Origin of the sequence: Klebsiella sp. WOUb02, from assembly GCF_050058015.1 — a bacterium.
Lineage (GTDB): Bacteria > Pseudomonadota > Gammaproteobacteria > Enterobacterales > Enterobacteriaceae > Klebsiella.
The window spans coordinates 97,940-115,707 of sequence record NZ_CP170111.1; the positions used below are offsets into that span (position 1 = coordinate 97,940).

At 53.8% G+C, this 17,768-nt stretch carries 12 protein-coding genes and 2 pseudogenes; 12 read left to right on the forward strand and 2 right to left on the reverse strand.

Annotated features, from left to right (window positions below):
- Positions 1–15 precede the first annotated feature (15 nt).
- The 4 genes from ABOC21_RS28450 (at position 16) to ABOC21_RS28465 (ending at position 3,191) form a co-directional block, all read left to right on the forward strand.
- On the forward strand, positions 16–948 hold the full coding sequence (locus ABOC21_RS28450) for an IS5 family transposase (protein WP_426815781.1): 933 nt from the start codon (positions 16–18) through the stop codon (positions 946–948).
- Positions 949–990: 42 nt separating this feature from the next.
- Entirely contained in the window at positions 991–1,890 is a 900-nt protein-coding gene (locus ABOC21_RS28455) for a LysR family transcriptional regulator (protein WP_426815782.1), read from the forward strand.
- A gap of 48 nt (positions 1,891–1,938) precedes the next feature.
- A complete protein-coding gene (locus tag ABOC21_RS28460; RefSeq protein WP_426812791.1) occupies positions 1,939–2,970 on the forward strand; it encodes an IS630 family transposase in 1,032 nt (343 codons plus the stop codon).
- Positions 2,971–3,044: 74 nt separating this feature from the next.
- On the forward strand, positions 3,045–3,191 hold the full coding sequence (locus ABOC21_RS28465; protein ID WP_426812792.1) for a hypothetical protein: 147 nt from the start codon (positions 3,045–3,047) through the stop codon (positions 3,189–3,191).
- 79 nt (positions 3,192–3,270) lie between these two features.
- Here ABOC21_RS28465 and tnpA read toward each other — a convergent pair.
- A pseudogene (gene tnpA / locus ABOC21_RS28470) lies at positions 3,271–3,698 on the reverse strand (IS200/IS605 family transposase).
- A gap of 160 nt (positions 3,699–3,858) precedes the next feature.
- Here tnpA and ABOC21_RS28475 point away from each other — a divergent pair.
- A complete protein-coding gene (locus ABOC21_RS28475) occupies positions 3,859–4,641 on the forward strand; it encodes an alcohol dehydrogenase (RefSeq protein ID WP_426812794.1) in 783 nt (260 codons plus the stop codon).
- Positions 4,642–4,916: 275 nt separating this feature from the next.
- The gene (locus ABOC21_RS28480) at positions 4,917–5,849 is read left to right on the forward strand and encodes an FAD:protein FMN transferase (protein ID WP_426815783.1); all 933 of its coding nucleotides are present in this window, start codon (positions 4,917–4,919) and stop codon (positions 5,847–5,849) included.
- A 298-nt stretch (positions 5,850–6,147) separates the two neighbouring features.
- Here ABOC21_RS28480 and ABOC21_RS28485 read toward each other — a convergent pair.
- A protein-coding gene (locus ABOC21_RS28485) for an IS1 family transposase (protein ID WP_426815784.1) occupies positions 6,148–6,845 on the reverse strand; the annotation gives its coding sequence in 2 pieces (ribosomal slippage) (positions 6,148–6,587 and positions 6,587–6,845; 699 coding nt in all).
- A gap of 451 nt (positions 6,846–7,296) precedes the next feature.
- On the opposite strand from ABOC21_RS28485, the gene ABOC21_RS28490 reads away from it, so the two are divergent.
- From ABOC21_RS28490 to bcsD, 6 genes and pseudogenes are all read left to right on the forward strand, one after another.
- Positions 7,297–7,854 carry a cellulose biosynthesis protein BcsO gene (locus tag ABOC21_RS28490; protein ID WP_426815785.1) on the forward strand — a complete coding sequence of 186 codons (558 nt, stop codon included), beginning with the start codon at positions 7,297–7,299 and terminating at the stop codon, positions 7,852–7,854.
- Between the two features lies 1 nt (position 7,855).
- Positions 7,856–8,648 (forward strand): annotated as a pseudogene (gene bcsQ / locus ABOC21_RS28495) (cellulose biosynthesis protein BcsQ).
- Between the two features lie 19 nt (positions 8,649–8,667).
- Positions 8,668–10,779, forward strand: a complete 2,112-nt coding sequence (gene bcsA / locus ABOC21_RS28500) for a UDP-forming cellulose synthase catalytic subunit (protein ID WP_426815786.1) — start codon at positions 8,668–8,670, stop codon at positions 10,777–10,779.
- On the forward strand, positions 10,776–13,229 hold the full coding sequence (gene bcsB / locus ABOC21_RS28505) for a cellulose biosynthesis cyclic di-GMP-binding regulatory protein BcsB (protein ID WP_426815787.1): 2,454 nt from the start codon (positions 10,776–10,778) through the stop codon (positions 13,227–13,229). The genes bcsA and bcsB overlap by 4 nt, the downstream gene beginning before the upstream one ends.
- A complete protein-coding gene (locus ABOC21_RS28510; protein ID WP_426815788.1) occupies positions 13,226–17,278 on the forward strand; it encodes a cellulose synthase subunit BcsC-related outer membrane protein in 4,053 nt (1,350 codons plus the stop codon). The genes bcsB and ABOC21_RS28510 overlap by 4 nt, the downstream gene beginning before the upstream one ends.
- Positions 17,278–17,754, forward strand: coding sequence for a cellulose biosynthesis protein BcsD (gene bcsD, locus ABOC21_RS28515; protein ID WP_426815859.1), 477 nt, complete (start codon positions 17,278–17,280; stop codon positions 17,752–17,754). The genes ABOC21_RS28510 and bcsD overlap by 1 nt, the downstream gene beginning before the upstream one ends.
- Positions 17,755–17,768 lie beyond the last annotated feature (14 nt).

Here is a 17,768-nt window from a genome sequence, read left to right on the forward strand (position 1 = left end):
CATAGACTTTTCACGATGCCCGCTCTTGCCAGCTATTCCTCCCGCAAAAAACAGTTCCTCGACCGTATGGATGTTCTCGTCCCGTGGTCCGATATCGCTGATATTCTGCTCCCGTGGTATCCCTCGTCCCGACGGGGACGCAGACCTTTTCCTCTGCTGCTCATGCTGCGCATTCACTGCCTGCAACTCTGGTTTGACCTCAGTGACAGTGCTGCCGAAGATGCCCTCCATGACATGCTGCCATTTCGTCAGTTTGCCGGTATCGACTGCTGCGTCCCCGACCGCACCACCATCATGAATTTCCGTCATTTTCTGGAGAAACATAATGCCGGTGAACAGGTACTGTCCCTGATTAACCTTAAACTGAAGCAGGCAGGACTGATGATGCGTAAGGGCGTGATTATCGATGCCACCATCATCTCCGCTCCCTGCTCTGTGAAAAATAAATCCGGGCAACGTGACCCGGAGATGCACCAGACCCGTAAGGGAAATCAGTGGTACTTCGGTATGAAAGCGCATATTGCGGTTGATGCCGCGACAGGCCTGACTGAAAAAGTGGTCACCACCGCCGCAAATGAGCATGACCTTAATCAGGCGGAAAATCTGATTACGGAGCCTGTGGAAGTGGTGTTTGCTGATGCCGGATACAGGGGGGCGGAAAAGCGGGAGTCACTGAGCGGGCTGTCAAAATACTGGTTTATTGCGAAAGGCCCGCTTGCTGTAAAAGAAATGAAACAGCATCCGCGTCGGAATAAACAGGCACTTCATGATGAATTTGTGAAAGCCAGTATCAGGGCGAAGGTTGAACATCCGTTCCGGATACTGAAATGCCAGTTTGGTTTCAGAAAGACCCGATTACGGGGTCTGAGGGAAAATCACAACCGGCTGTCAATGCTGTTTGCGATGGGGAATCTGGTTCGCGCAGCGCAACTGGCGGGAATAGCGTAAATAATGTGCAAAATGAGGGTGTTCTTTGCCATTCATTGAATAATGGAGAGCAAATATTCACCAGTACAAAGTGCTCGTAGACGTCTTACAGAGAGAAAATACAGCTCAGCGAAGAACCCCGCTGAACCCCACCGATTAAATCGCACCTTCCTTAAGTTCAGCAACTACAGCAAGGCTGCCGAATCCCTCTATATCTCTCAACCTTATTTAACTCAGGTCATTAAACGTATTGAAACAGAACTGAATTGTCAGATTATCAACCGCAATGAGCTGCCTTATCGTTTAACGGAGCAGGGCAAGATTTACTATGACTATCTTGGTTCACTCGAGACGGTTTACTCCAATATGCGTCGGCAAATCAATTTGATAACGGATATGGGTAAGACGACGATAAAAATCGGTATCTTACCCAGTATCGGCACTTACCTGATCCCGCTTTTTTTACCGAAATTTCTGGCCCTCTATCCCGAATGTCAAATCGAGCTGGTGGAAGATATACCAGAAAACAATGAAAAAAGGCTGTTAAAGAGTGAAGTGGATTTTTGGATTGGACAGAACTCAAGTCGTCTTGCTCCCGCTCTTTGCGCCGTTTCCTGGGGGAAGCATCGGTATTATGCCGTGATCCCCAGCTCCAGCGAGCTTTATCAAGAAGGGATCGCTACTCTTGCGGAAGGGAGTATTGCCATGGAAGACCTATTGCGACAGAAGCTTTTGTTAACGTCTAAGGGGGCCGCCATCAGAATGCAGATCGATCACCTGTTGGGTATTTATAAAATAAAGGCCAGTATCATTGTAGAAAGCAGTGAAATAGCCATGGTGAAAAATCTTGCTATGGCCGGTATGGGCCTTACTTTTGTCCCTGAAAGTGTGGCCATAGAACCCTCTCCCTCACAATACAATATCTATGAACTACCCGTTGACCAGTTGAACATATACCCGTGATCATTGAAACTGCTTGATTTCATGCAGTCAGGGGATCATGCTTAATTCATGAACATCAGACTCTCACCCGAACAGATTGCAGCCCTTGAGGCTCAGCACCGCCTAAGCCGTGACCGCCGTGTCTGCGACAGAATTCGCTGCGTACTCCTCTCTGCTCAGGGCTGGTCAACGACCATGATTGCGCAGTCCCAGCTTATCCATGAGACCACCGTCCTGCGCCATATCGCGGATTATCTTGATGAGGGTAAGCTGACCTCTGAAAACGGTGGTTCTCAGGAGCATCTCAGTTCTGCGCACTCAGCAGAGTTAATCTGTTTGCTGACCGATGACGTACATGTGAGTACAGCCAGTATTGTTGCCCTCGTCAGCGAGCGTTTCGGTGTGTCTTACTCCATTCCGGGGATGAACAAGTGGCTTCACCGCAATGGTTTTTCATGGAAAAAGCCGACGGGCGTCCCGCATAAGTTCAGCGAAGAAAAACAGCAGCAGTTCATGGCTGAATATGAGGCTCTGAAGCTGACGGCGGGTGACAGCGAACCCATCCTGTTTATGGATGCGGTGCATCCCACGCAGTCAACGAAACTGAGTGGTGGCTGGATACGCCGGGGTGAGCGCAAAGCGGTTAAAACCACCGGCAGCCGTACCCGGATGAATATCATCGGGGCACTCAGCCTGAACGACATCGCCCGGACAGTGACCTGCGATTATGCGCAGATTAATGCCAGAACCATTTGTGAGTTTTTCATCGCTATCCGGCAGACTTACCCGGTCAGGCAGAAAGTGCATCTTATACTGGATGGTGCACCGTATCACCGTGCCTCACTGGTGCAGGACTGGGCGGTGGTGATGAATATTGAACTGCACTACCTGCCTCCTTACAGCCCGAATCTGAATCCGATTGAGCGGTTGTGGAAGGTCATGAATGAGCATGCCCGGAACAACCGGTATTTTGCCACGGCGAAGGCCTTCCGGGCGGCAATAAACGGATTTTTCAGCGATACCCTGCCAGTGATAGCCGGGCAACTGACCTGTCGGATTAACGATAATTTCCAGACACTCAGACCAGCATCTTCGGTATGATTGGGTAAATGAAATTGTATTCACGCTCAGGCGCTGTTTAATTTGTCCTTTCACCAAAACCAGAGGACTGATCAATGATAGAAACCGAAGCCTTTCTGTGGAAAAAACAAGTATCTCCACTCCTGCTTGTTCGCCACGAAAAAGTCTTACAGGAACCTGGCGATGATCAGGTGCTGATTGAGAATCGGGCTATTGGCATCAATCCTGTAGACTGGAAGTAAGTATCCTCCGGCAGAGCCGGAGGCTTTAGGGGGAGCGCCTCAAAGGCGCCGACAAACCATGAGCCGCCCAAGGCGGCTGCTATACGTTCAGTTTCATTTGATCGTATCGTTCGTCTCTCTCTCCTGGTTGCGTATGTATGCCCTGACCGTGGCTTCATCCAAACCAACGGTTGAAACGAAATATCCTCGTGCCCAGAAAACTTCTCCGGTGAAGTTTTTACCTCTGCCGAAGTGTCGTGCTATCGCTATCGCGCTTTTTCCCTTCAGATAGCCGACGACTGTCGATACCGAGTACTTTGGCGGTATGCTGATGCACATGTGGACATGATCACGCATCAGATGCCCCTCCAAAATCTGACAGCCCTTCTGGCTCGCAAGCTCGTGGAATATTTTTCCCAACTCATGCCGCAGCGCACCATATAACCGCTGTTTCCGGCGTTTAGGGATATAAACCACGTGATATTTACAGTCCCATTTCGTATGGCTTAAGCTCTGATAGTCTCTCATCACGAATCCTCATCTCTTGGCGGAGATTTCAGATTCGCGCGACTGACTTAAAGGTCAAACCTTTCGGAGTCCCCCGGCAATGCCGGGGGTTTACCGGATTTAATTACTGAATGGTCTATCAGATATCTGGCAAATTGACCAAATCCCAGGTGTAGATGGTATGGGTGTCATAGCCGCCACAGGCCGAAACGCCACGCATCTGCGCCTTGGTTCTCGGGTAATGTACCATACCGATCTTCGATTCGACGGCAGTTTTTCCCGCCATACAATAGTCAACGCTCATGCAGTTATTTCTGTTCCCGAGCATATCAGTGATATCAGCGCGGCAGCGTTACCCTGCCCGGGTCTGACGGCCTGGCAGGCAGTGCAAAAAGTCCCTCATCTCTCTGGTGAGAACGTGCTTGTCAGCGGTGCCGGTGGTAGTGCTGGCAGCCTGTTAACACAGATGCTTATTCAGGCAGGCGCTAATGTTTATGTCACCGCCAGCGGCAGGCATCATCAAAAATTGCTCAACCATGGGGTCATCCAGTGCTTTGACTATGGCCATAGGTCATGGACAGATGAGTTGAATCGCGCACTGGGCGAAAAACCGCTGTACGCTGCTTTCGATACCGTCAATCAGCAAAATGCACTATCTCTGGCGGGATTACTGGGTTATTACGGCCATCTTGTATGTATTCAGGACAGATTGGAAAAAGCGCCATTACCACCGTTCACGACCAGTATCTCGCTTCATGAAATTGCTCTGGCAGCCATTCATGCATACGGTAGCAATGTACAGTGGAGTCGGTTACGTCAAGCCGGCGAAAACATGCTGCAACAGATCGGTCGCTGCGAGTTGATTATGCCGTTTATTCAAACCGTTGCGTTTGATGACATTCCACAGACGCTTGAAACGTTAAAAGAGAATAACAATGGCATAAAATATGTTGCGGTAGTGTAGCGGGTTGAGGTGGATTTGGTTTTATTGAATAAAGAAATCCAAAAATCTGCTTTGCTAAAAGGCGGCCATGCACCAAATCCTTAATCAGTTACAGAGTGAATGATTAATATAAGGGAATGAACTTAACAAACTGCAACTTGAAGTATCATGTGTATAGATTACTTCATCGCGCATAACCGCAACAGGGAACTGTCGGCGATCGATACGGATCTGCTTGATTCATTTCTGCGTTATAAAGATACCGCCCAATACTCACGTCGTGAGAAGGAGAATGCATGACAGAGGCCAATCAAGTGATCGATCTTATGGGGACCAGGATTCGCCTGTATTTTAAGGGATGTCAGGCTGAGAAGTGGCTGGCAGTGGCGTGTGACCGGTTAAGGCATTACGAGCAAGTTTTTAGCGCCAATAATGAATTCTCTCAATTGTCAGCTTTGAAAACAACCGCGGTCAAAGAACCGGTCGTTGTGGATCCGGATTTGTATGAATTGATCAAGGTGGGAAGAGATCATAGCCTGGAATCCAATAGTTTTTTGAATATTGCCATTGGCCCTCTGGTTAAGCTTTGGCGAATTGGCTTTGATGAAGCAAGAGTACCCTGCCAGGAAGAGATCCGCCAGGTTCTGGCGCGCTTAGATCCTGCCGATATCGTCCTCGACGATGATCAAAAATCGGTGTTTTTTGCCAAAGAAGGCCTTGAAATAGACTTGGGCGCCATTGCGAAAGGGTATTTCAGCGATAAGATCATGGATTTCTTTAAGGAAAAAGACCCAGTTTCCGCCATGATTGATATTGGCGGTAATTTGCTTGTTTATGGCGAATCACCTAAAAAAAGCCCCGATTGGGATGTCGGTATACAGAACCCCTTTCTGCCAAGAGGCCATAGTGTTGCAAAGATCAAGGTAAGAAATCAGTCGGTAGTGACCTCAGGTATTTATGAAAGAACCTTTGAGTACAATGGCAATAAATACCATCACATTTTTGATAGCCATAGCGGCTATCCGGTCAGGAACAATGTTGCTTCTTTAACTATTATTTCTGATAAATCAATAAATTGTGATATCTATACGACGAAACTATTTGGCCTGAATCCGAAAACTATTTTACAAACGGTCAATAAAATAGAGGGGATGGACGCTATTGTGATTACCGTTGATGGACAATTAGCCACTACCTCCAGCCTGAGGGAAAAAATAATGCTGGCTTAGAATCCATCCCAGTAGGCTATTCTATTTGCCATTTTGGCCGCAGGCAGTTGCTCACAATCCTCATGTACTGCGTGTACGCTCCGGTTTTTCCGCACTGTCCGTGGCCAAACTGGCTGCATCAATCTACGCCTACTGGGATAGGCTCTTAGATTCTATCCCATTAGGCTATTTTATTTGCCCCCTTTGGCCTCAGGCTGTGCTCACAATCCTCACGTACTGCATGTACGCTCCGGTTGTTCCACGCTATAGCACTTTATAAATCTCGTGCTTTTGTGTCAATCTGGGTCGTGACGCAGATTTAGTGGTAGTGCTTGATTGTCAGATACCAGCCGATGATCTTGTCGTGCATTTCTTCAGACTTTGAGAAGAATATGGTTTTGCGGGTAAGCCGCTTAAGATGTGTCCGCAGGTTCAGATTATGTCGCTCTATCCGCTGGGTGTATTTCTTGCTGATAACATGACTGGTTGAGGACAATAAAGTTCGGTATACCGGCCAGGCATCGGTCATGTAGAAGGCAATGCTAAACTGGCTCAGCAAAACCAGAAGACGCTTTAATGTCAGCGCATTTCGTGGGCCAAATACATGGGCGATGACGCGCTTTCGGATGCGGTCACAGGCATAATACAGCCAGCGTTGATTGCCTTTACAGCGGACATATGACCACTGTTCATCGGCTTCACAGCGGATAACGACTTCTGCGCCTGGCTCAACGTTTTGCGTTACCTGATGCGGTGCCAGTTTTTTAGATGACGGAGAATGGTGTTAAGACTTATCCGCAGCACTCTGGATGTATCGCGGCATCCAGAGCCATTCATCACCATATCAACAATAGTTTGATGGGTTTCGGGTTTCGCCCCGTTGTAGCGGTAGTCGAGCTGAAAGGTCTTCAGGCACTGCTTACAACGATAGAGCTGCGCGCCTGAACTGGAATGGCCGTTCCGGATAACCCCCTGAGTTTCAGAGCAACGGGGACAAACCACATCAATCTTTGCCATCAATCATCCAAAGGGCAAAGAGTACAACAACACTAAGTCTGCGTCACGACCCACACTTCGAACTTTAATCCGCCGTAGACCTATTTATATAACGATGAACAAAGGGATAAAATCTATTCCAGTTGCAATAAAATTTATTTTACTTCATTATTATTAATGATAACCAGATATAACCCTAGTTATTTTGGGTTATCAGGTGGTTTCAGGTTTTGCCTACAGATACCATTCTAAAAAATGGAGCTGTCATTTAGTATAAGAAATGGTAGGGTAATCAAAAAGCTATTAATAAATTACACACCTTGACCAATATCCCTATACAAAGTCATTGTGTTGTTGGTCATGCTGATCAACTTAATCTGTTGATAAACAATAAAATAAACTATGCTCTAAGACCGTAGTGTCAAAATAAAAACAAATTAAATATTATGTATTTAAAATCATGAGGTTATCTATGAACCATTATGATGATTTGCATCGCTTCAAGGAAAAGACTCGTACGCAAAGTCTACATTTCAAGGACCTCTCATCACAGGCACCCACCCGGGAACAGGGCGATTGGATTATTCTCAATCAGCTAACCCCTGGGGAAGAGAAAGAATCTTCTCTGGCAATGGGTGGATCGGTATCACTACCCATACCACAACCCGTGCCAGCGGATATGTTCCATTGGGTGGAAGCAGAACCTGTGCAATCTCCTGCGCCGACGCCTGTGGTAAAGCAGGTTGCTACGCCCCCGATTCCTGAACCGGTCGCTTCCTCCGTTGCTGCAGCTGTGCCTGTTGAACCGCCACCGTTGGTGGCGCCAGCAGCACCGCCGGTCATGGCGGACCCCACTCCGGCCATCGCCGCAGCACCTGCACCGCGAATTGCGCCGCGTCCAGCGGTGACGGCTGCACAGACCAACGACGGCTTTGCTTATTTATTTGCGGCAAAAGCCGCTGAACCGGCGGCAAAAAATAAAGATCAGCTGCTGAAATCACTCTTAGGAAGGATTGCGACATGCCGTTGATCTGCGTGTGTTCTCCAAAAGGCGGTGTAGGAAAAACGACCCTCGCGGCTAATCTTGCCTATTCACTGGCGCGCGCGGGTAGCAAAGTTCTGGTTGTCGATTTTGACGTTCAGAATGCGTTACGCCTGCATTTTGGCGTCCCGCTTAGCCATGAACGCGGCTATGTCGCGAAAGCGCTGGAGCTTCATGACTGGAGCCAGTGTGTACTCAGCGCCGGCAGTAATATTTTTGTCCTGCCGTATGGCGATGTCAGCGAGGCGCAGCATCAGGCGTTTGATCAACACCTGGCCACTGACCCTCACTTTCTGACCCGTGGACTGGCGGCATTATTGAATTATCCCGGGCTTATTATCATCGCCGATCTGCCACCTGGCCCGTCGCCAGCGCTAACCGCGCTGACGTCACTGGCTGATCTCCACCTGGTGCCGCTGCTGGCGGATACGGCGTCGATGTCGACCCTGTCGCACGTGGAAAAGCAGCGTCTGACTGGCGGTAAGTTAAACAACAAGCTCGGGCATTATTTTGTGTTGAATCAGAGTGATAATCGTCGCCAGGTCAGCCGCGACGTGACCGCGCTGATGGAGGACAAATTGGGCGATCGGCTGCTGGGTATCATCCACCGTGATGAAAGTGTGGTGGAGGCGAATGCGTCCCAGAAGTCCGTTCTCGACTTTAGTTCCTCCTCTTCGGCCGCCTTTGATATTGAAATCATTGCAAAAAAAATCTCTACGCTGCTGGGTATCAAAATTGGCGACGGCACGGTGCACAGCCGGCCTCGCATGTCAGGGCTTTAACTTATTGCAGGGCTGCTGAATGAAAAAGTCTCTTTTCTGGTTGCTGGCACTGGTGCTGTCGCCCGTTGCCGTTCTGGTGATTATTACGCCGATGGACAGCCAAAAGCAGTATCTTTTTGGTCTGTTGAGTATCGGTATTCTGTTTTTAATGGGATTTAGCAAAAAGCGCAGTATTTCGGTCATTATGGTCGTGACTTCGCTGCTGATGTCGACCCGTTATATGTATTTCCGCTTGACGCAAACTCTGCATTTTAACTCCGGTATCGAGACGGTTCTGGGGATGGCACTGTTTCTGGCGGAAGTCTATATCTGGGTGATGCTGCTGCTGAACTACCTGCAAACGGTCTGGCCGCTTAAGCGCGAAATCGTCCCGCTGCCGGATGATATGAGCACCTGGCCGACGGTCGATATCTATATTCCTAGCTATAACGAACCGCTGGACGTGGTCCGTGATACCGTGCTGGCCGCGCAGTGTATTGATTACCCTGCAGATAAGATGAAAATTTATCTGCTTGATGACGGTAAACGCAGCGAGTTTGCGGTGTTTGCCGCCGATGTCGGAGTCGGATATATCACCCGAAATGACAATAAACACGCCAAAGCAGGTAACCTGAACCATGCGATGACCCTCACCAAGGGTGAGCTGATTTGCGTCTTCGATTGCGATCACGTGGCAACCCGCGTGTTCCTGCAGGCTACGGTGGGCGGTTTCCTCAAGGATCCTATGCTGGCGCTGGTCCAGACGCCGCACTACTTTTACTCGCCGGACCCGTTTGAACGTAACCTCGCGGTGGGACGCAATATTCCCAACGAAGGGATGTTGTTCTACGGGCCGATTCAGCAGGGTAACGATAACTGGAATGCGACCTTTTTCTGTGGCTCCTGTGCGGTGATCCGCCGTAAAGCGCTGGAAGATATCGGTGGTTTTGCGGTGGAAACCGTCACCGAAGATGCGCACACCGCGCTGAAGTTCCAGCGTCTGGGCTGGAAATCGGCGTTTCTCGATATTCCGCTGGCGGCGGGTTTAGCGACCGAGCGTCTGGTGGTACACGTGATTCAGCGAACCCGCTGGGCACGCGGCATGACCCAGATTTTCCGCCTCGATAACCCGCTGTTGGGTCGAGGGCTGACGTTCCAGCAGCGCTTGTGCTACCTCAGCGCCATGCTCTACTACCAGTTTGCGTTACCGAGGGTGGTGTTCGTCACCGCGCCGTTAGCGTATCTGCTGTTTAACCTGAATATTATCTACTCCTCGGCGAGCCTGATCGTGTCGTATGCCTTGCCACATCTGTTCCTCGCGATCTACGTCGGTTCGCGGATGAATGGCCGCTATCGTTACAGCTTCTGGGGGGAAATCTACGACATCGTACTGGCATTCCACCTGGTGTTGCCGACGCTGGTGACGATGATTTTCCCCAAACGCGGCAAGTTCAACGTGACCGACAAAGGGGGGCTGCTGGATGTCGGTTACTTCGACTTTACCGTTGTCAGGCCGCATCTGGTGGTGGCCTGTTTGCTGGGCGTCGGCGTGATTGTCGGTATCGTTCGCGCCATTGGGCATGATTACTTCGGATCTGACCCTAACGTAATCGCTCTGAACGTCGGCTGGGGGCTCTACAGTCTGATCTTCCTGCTGGCGGCGATTGCCGTAGCGCGAGAAACCCGTCAGGTACGCAAGACTATCCGTATTGATGTCGATATTCCGGTGCTGATTCACTACGCCAGCGGCGTGGTTTCACGTAGCCATACCGCTGACCTGTCGATGGGCGGCTGTCGTATTGCGGTCCCGGATGACCGCCATCTGCAGGACGAAATTGAAGAGATTGAGCTGATTATCCAATCCGGGGCCATTTGTATTCCGGCAGAGCAGGTGACCGCTGACCAGCAGTTTATTCGTCTCAAGTTTGATGAAAATATCCCGCTGTCGCTGCGCCGCGAGCTGGTGCGTGTGGTGCTGGCGCGTGCGGATGCCTGGATTAACCCGCCGCTTCCGCAGGACAACCCGTTCCGCTCGTTTGTGACCATCTTACGCTGCGTCTTTGAATTGTTCTGGCTGTCATGGAAAACCCGGGGCGCCCGCCGTCGGCAGAAACCTGTTGCGAGCACCGCACAGGAGGATGGCCAACTATGAAGCGATTGACCACGCTTGCGCTGCTGGCAGGGATCTTTTCCGTGCCTGCGCTGCACGGTGAAGAGACGCCTGCCGAACCGACGGCTGCGCTGAACTTTCCGCTGCCGGGCCCCGCCGTCGACGGGACGACGACTGCACCGGGTCAGACGGAAACGCCAGAATCGGTCTCTGCAGGAGCACCAGCGCCAGTAGCTGACGCGACGACGGCTGCCGACTCCACTACCGCAGCGGGTCCGGCGGCAGCCTCGCTGTCTGACCTACCGCCGCCGGTCAACACAGCTGCACCGCTGGCCGTACCGTTAACGCCGGTCGTTAGCGGCACGCTGAATCTGGCGCAAATGGGGATGCCGGACGGCATTATCCTCAGCGGCGGTCAACGCCAGGGGGGCGCTGATTTTACGTTGCCTTCTGACCAGGTCGTGACCCATGCCGAACTGATGTTGGATGTGCGGGTGTCGCCAGAAATGGCAACCCGTAACGCTACGCTGCAGCTGATGCTTAACGGCCAGCCGTTGGGCACGGTGCCGCTGGGTACCGACGGGGCCGATATTTCCCACTATCAGCTGGATATTCCGGCGGCGCTGATGGTTTCCAGCAATAACCTGAGCTTTAAGGTGAATGACGGCGACAACATGCAGTGCCTGCTCAATAGTCAGGATACATCGGGCGTCACCATTTTAGCGGCGTCGCGCTTCAGTTGGGAAAGCCAGCCGCTGAATCTCAGCAATGATTTAAGCCATTTCCCGCGGCCGTTTTTTGACAACATGCAGATGACCCCTGCAGATATCGCGGTGGCCTTCCCGGAAAACGCCGGCGCGGATGTCTATAGTGCCGCATCATTAATCTCCTCCTGGCTGGGGATTCAGGCGGACTATCGAGGTATCTCCTTCAATGCGTTGCGCGATCGTTTACCGGAACGTCACGGCATTATTATCGGTCATCCCGGTGACCAGGTAGGTGGGATCACCCTGCCGCAAACCGACAAACCGTTGCTGAAGATTGTCGATAACCCGGGGAACCCGACCTACAAACTGCTGTTGATCGTCGGGCAAAACGATGCGGCATTACGGGCTGCGGCCTGGCGTCTGACCCGTGGCAACATTGCTCCACAGACCGCCAGTCTGAGAGTGGATCCGCAGGCGATCCCAGTTGGAAAACCGTATGACGCTCCACGCTGGATCCCAACCGATCGGCCGGTAAAAATCAGCGAGCTGCTGCGTAAAGACCAAAGTATGACAGTCAACGGCGTCTGGCATGAGCCGCTGCGGGTGGCATTCCGCGCGGCACCTGACCTGTACCTCTGGGATGGCGAAACTATTCCGCTGCAGATTGGCTACCGCTTCCCGTCGGAAAACTGGATCAACGAAGATAAGTCGTTGTTGAGCGTCACGCTCAACAACACCTTCCTGCACAATTTACCACTGAACAAGCAGGGGCCGCTGGAGAAACTGTGGCGCCGCCTGGGGGGCGATGCCCGTCAGGAGCAGTTTACTATCCCGCTGGCGCCCTACCTGATCTACGGTGATAACCAGCTGTCGCTCTATTTTAACGTGGTCCCGAAAGACAACGCGCCTTGTTCGGTGGTGATGAATAACAACGTCAAGAGCCGCATTACTGATGATTCATGGATTGATTTAAGCAATACGCGCCATTTCTCGCTGTTGCCAAACCTCTCCTATTTCGTCGGGGCGTCGTTCCCGTTCTCGCGCCTCCCGGATTACTCACAAACCGTGCTGCTGCTTGCAGAAAAACCGTCAGAAACTCAGGTGGCGACGCTGCTTAACCTGGTGGCACGTTCGGGGAATGCGACCGGAACAGCGCTAGCCAACAACCGGGTGGTCCTGGGTATCCCGAATCGTGGGGCGGGTCTGCAGTATCTGCGCGATCGCGATGTCCTTGCGGTCAGCGGCCTCGATCAGAAAGCATTTAACCAAAGCCTGCTGGCAGACTCGCCCTATTATCAGGCGGATAACCAACTGGGCGTGCGTGAGTCGGGGCTGGGAGAAAAAGTTCAGCGTTGGCTGAGCGGTGACTGGACGTCCGCTAGTGTGGATGCCGATCGCTACCTTTCTTCCAGCAACGCCTGGCGCGGCTTTATTAGCTACCGCTCACCGTGGAGTTCACAGCGCACGGTGGTGGTGGCGATGGCCAGCAACGATGACCAACTGGCAAGACTAAAAGTCGACCTTGATTCACCGCGTATCAACGCCGGCATCCGGGGCGATACGGCGATCATCACCAGCGACAATGGTTTGCGCAGCTTCCAGGTCAATACGCAGTTCCCGAGCGGTCAGATGCCGTGGTACATGATAGCGGTATGGTATGCCAGCCAGCACTCTGGCCTGCTGGCATTGCTGGGGCTGTTCGCCACCTCGATGATCGGCTTCGCGCTCACCGCTATGTTTAAACGCCATGCTCGCAAGCGTCTGAATTCGGGGGAAAACCAATGAGACGAGTTATCAAAATGAATCGCCGGTCGACCCGTAAATTGTCCACTCTTTGCCTGTCAGGCGCGCTGGCATTTGGCGTACTCGGTGATGCCCTCGCCGCTGGCAACGACGCCGCACTACAGGCGCTTTTTGCCCAAGCGAACTACTGGCATGAGAAATCGCATGATGAGCTGGCGATGGAGTCGCTGCAAAAAGTGCTGCTGGTCGACGCCAATAACATCCAGGCCATGTATCTGATGGCGCTGTGGTCGCAACAGGGCGGGAATCTCCAGGCGGCCGTGCAGTGGCGCGCCCGACTGGCGAAGGTCTCGCCCAATAGCCCGAATTTGCAGGAGCTGGATAACGCCAGGAAAATGGCCCAGGTCCCGCAGGGGCAGCTCAGCCTGGCAAGACAGCAGGTGCGCAGCGGCAATATTTCGGCGGCATTAACGACCTGGCGGGGCATGTTTAATGGCAATACCCCGCCATCGAGCCTGGCTGCCGAATACTACATGACGATGGCCAGCAACAAATCGCTCTACCCGCAGGCGGTCGGCGAACTGCGTCAGTACGTGGCGCAGCATCCACAGGAGAACGCCGCGCGCGTGGCGTTAGGCAAAGCGCTGACCTGGCGGGAAGACACCCGTCGGGAAGGGATCTCGATGCTGGAATCGATGGCCACCGGCAGCAAAGAGGCCGACAGCGGCCTACGTCAGGCGCTGCTGTGGCTGGGGCCGCAGGCTGGCGATGAGGCGATGTATGATACATGGATGCAGCGTCACCCGCAGGATACTGAAGTCCAGAATTACTACCGGCAGCGGATCAGCGGCCAGGCGCGTGGTCAGGGGTTTGTTAACCTCAATAGCGGCAATACCACTGCCGCGAAAGAGCAATTTGAACAAGTGCTCCAGACCAACCCACAGGATGCTGATGCACTGGCAGGGATGGGCTATATCGCACAACGTAACGGGGATTTTCAGGCCGCATCGCAATATTTAAGTCGGGCTGCGGATCTTGGCGGCGCTGACTCCGCCGCCCGCCGCGAGCAGGCGGCTGATGCCTTATTCTACGGCCAACTGGCGCAGGCGCAGCAGGCCTACAAACAGGGCAACATCAGCCAGGCGCTGGCGCTGTCCGCGCCGCTGGTTCAGCAGAGCGGCACGCGTGGCGCGTCGGCAAAACTGTTCCGTGCCGATGTGTTGCGCCATAACAAAGACCTTCCTCAGGCGGAGCAAACCCTGCGCTCGCTGCTCAACGACCAGCCGCAAAACGGCCCGGCGCGCGAGAACCTGTACTACGTCCTGCGCGAGCAAAATAAATCGGCGGAGGCTCAGGAGATGCTGCGCACGCTGCCGGCCAGCATGCAGCAGAAGCTACAGCCTCGCGTGGTGACCGGGATGCCGGGAGATTCACTGCGTCGTCAGGCACAAGAGCAGGCCAACAGCGGCAACGTCACGGCGGCAATCGCGACCTTACGTCAGGGGGTATCACGTTACCCGGACGATGCCTGGATGCGTCTGGATCTCGCGCGACTGTTGCAAAAATCGGGCAATGAGAGCGAAGCCGCGTCGACGATGGCGGCCGCCTATCGCCCTGGCGCCAGCAGCAATTCGCTGTATGCCGCCGCGCTCTTTGCCAGCGAAAATGGCGCTTGGCAGCAGGCGCAGACGCTGCTGGGGCGGATCCCCGCCGCCAGCCAGACCAGCCAGATGCGCGATTTACGCCAGCGGGTGAACTACAACCTGCAGCTGGTGACCGCGCAGAACTACCTGGCGCAAGGGAATACGGTCGCGGCATCGAATACCCTGAGAGCGATGGCCGCGACGCCGCCAAAATCACCGGCGGATGTCGGCAAGCTGGCGCGTATGCTGGCCCAGAGCGGCGATGTCACCGGGGCCGTCACGCTGGTGCGCAATAATATCAGCGGCGGTATCACCGGCAATGCTGGCGATTATGCCGATCAGGTCTCGGTGCTCAATCAGGCGGGGCTGACCAACGAAGCCCAAGCGCTGTTGACCAACCCGCAGCTGCAGGCCACCAGTACGCCGACGCAGCTGGCGAGCATCCGCAACGGTTACGTGATCAACGAAGCGGACCGGCTGCGCGAACAGGGCAACTATGCCGGAGCTTACGACAAACTGATGGGGGCGATGCAAAGCGACCCGCAAAATACCGACCTGATGTTCGCCATGGCGCGACTCTATCAGAGCGGAAAAATGAACAAAGAAGCGGGCGTGGTCTATGACTATCTGATGACCCGCGACACGCCGGACCAGGCGGCGCGTACCGGCGCGATCGACGTTGCGCTATCGGAAGGCAATAACGACCGTGCCGAACAGCTGGCTGGCGGACTGCGTCCGGATAACTCGCCGGATCGCCTGGTACTGCTGGCGCGCGTGGCAGAATCGCAGGGGCATCACCAGCAGGCGATGACCTTTCTGCGCAGCGCGCGCGGCAAGCTGCTGGGGCTGCAGAGCAGCAACAGCGCCCAGACGCCAACCGTTGGCGGCGTGCTGGCGGCGGATAACCCCTTTGTGGGCGTCTCCCGCACCACCGCCCCGACGCGGACGGCATCGGTTTATGGACAGTATATGCCGTGGCAGGTCGCCCAGGTGTCGACCGGACCCGGCACAACCCTGCCGGGGATCCAGCGTCCCGACCTGCCGGTAGAGACCGCGCAAACCCGTACGCTGCGTCAGGTAGACAGCATGATGGAGGCGCTACAGGAAAAAACCGGCACCTGGCTGCAGGGCGGTATGGAAGTGCGCGGGCGCGATGGTGAATCCGGTACCAGTAAGCTGACGGAGATGAAAACTCCGCTGACGTGGTCCTCATCGCCGTTTGGCGACTCGCGCTTTGACTTTACCGTCACGCCGATCACGCTGAATGCAGGCACCGCCACCGGCGATGCCTGGCGGCGATACGGTGCGAACCCGCTCTCCAATGCGGTTTCCAATATGATCTCCACCGCCACCAGCGAGCAGGCGGCGATTGCCGCGATGACCGATACGGAAAAGGAAACCTATTTTGCCAGCAATCCTGGGGCTGAGGCATTAAGTACTCTGGGGACGCTGAACGCCTCCGACTTTAACGCTACCACCAACAGCGGGATGGAGAATCTGGCGAAACTCGGTACCTATGATTCCGGCCAGGTGGCCAGCTATCTGGCGTCATCGAGTCTGAAACCGAACGTCGATCAGGCCAGCGGCTCAACGGATTCCCAGAAGGCTAATGGCGTTGAGCTGGCCATGGCCCTGAGCGGCGATAATTACCGTGTCGATATCGGCAGTACCCCGCTGGGCCAGGATCTTAATACCGTGGTCGGGGGTGTGAAATGGTCGCCGAAGCTGACCAACTACCTGTCGCTGATCTTCACCGGCGAGCGCCGCTCACTGACCGATAGCCTGCTCTCCTACGTCGGCCTGAAAGACTCCTACTCCGGGAAAACCTGGGGGCAGGTGACCAAAAACGGTGGCACCCTCCAGTTAAGCTATGACGATGGCGATGCTGGCTTCTATGTGGGCGGCGGCGGCTACAGCTACATTGGCTCCAACGTCGCCAGCAACACCAGCGTTAACGCTAACGCCGGGGTCTATCTGCGGCCCTATCACGATGAATATCGCCAGCTGCAGGCCGGGTTGAGTATGAGCTACATGGACTACTCGAAAAACCTCAGCTACTTCACCTATGGCCAGGGTGGTTACTTCAGCCCGCAGAACTACGTGAGCGTCTCGCTGCCGGTTAACCTGACCGAGAAGTATGAAAACTGGACGATGAAGCTGGGCGGGTCAGTGGGTTATCAATCCTACAGCCAGGATAAGAGCGCCTACTTCCCGACCAACTCTGAATGGCAGCAAACTCTGGAGACCGCGGTCAGCAACGGTTTTGCGAAGGAAGCTTACTATTCGGCGACCTCGAAGAACGGCATTGGCTATACGCTGCGTGCCGGGGCCGATTACAAAGTGAACAAGAAGATGACGCTGGGCGGCCAGATTGGCTACGACACCTTCGGTGACTATAACGAGAGCACCGCGGGTCTCTATATCCGCTATATGTTGGGAGACAACTGATCATGACAGAGAATAACAACGCGGAAGTCATGACCTGGTTTCAACAGCAGCAGACGCCAGCCGGATGGTTTGACCTGCTGCTGATCATGGTCGATGGCATGTTGAACAACGCCGGTGAGCTGGAAAGTCAGCCTTTCTTACGCCAGATGGGTGAGATGCTGGCGGATCGCTACCCGCTGCCCGAGTCGGAAACCGTGGGCCAGCTGGAAGCCAATATCAACCAGTGGCTGTGCCGCTTCAAATGGGGTGTGGTCAGCGTTGATGTGGGTGACGACGGGTTACGACTGCGCCATCGCGCGCTGCCGGTGAGTCGCGATGATGCGCACCGAGTGCGCTGGTGCAACTCATTTTGTGCCATACTCGAGGGGCTTTATTCTCGCTGGCTACAGGGGCAGGGAGGGAGTACGCACGTGGTGTTGCAACGTGAACGGCTGTTCTCGGTCTCGGATGTTCAGTTTCTTTACTTCCATCCATAACGGGTGACCTTATG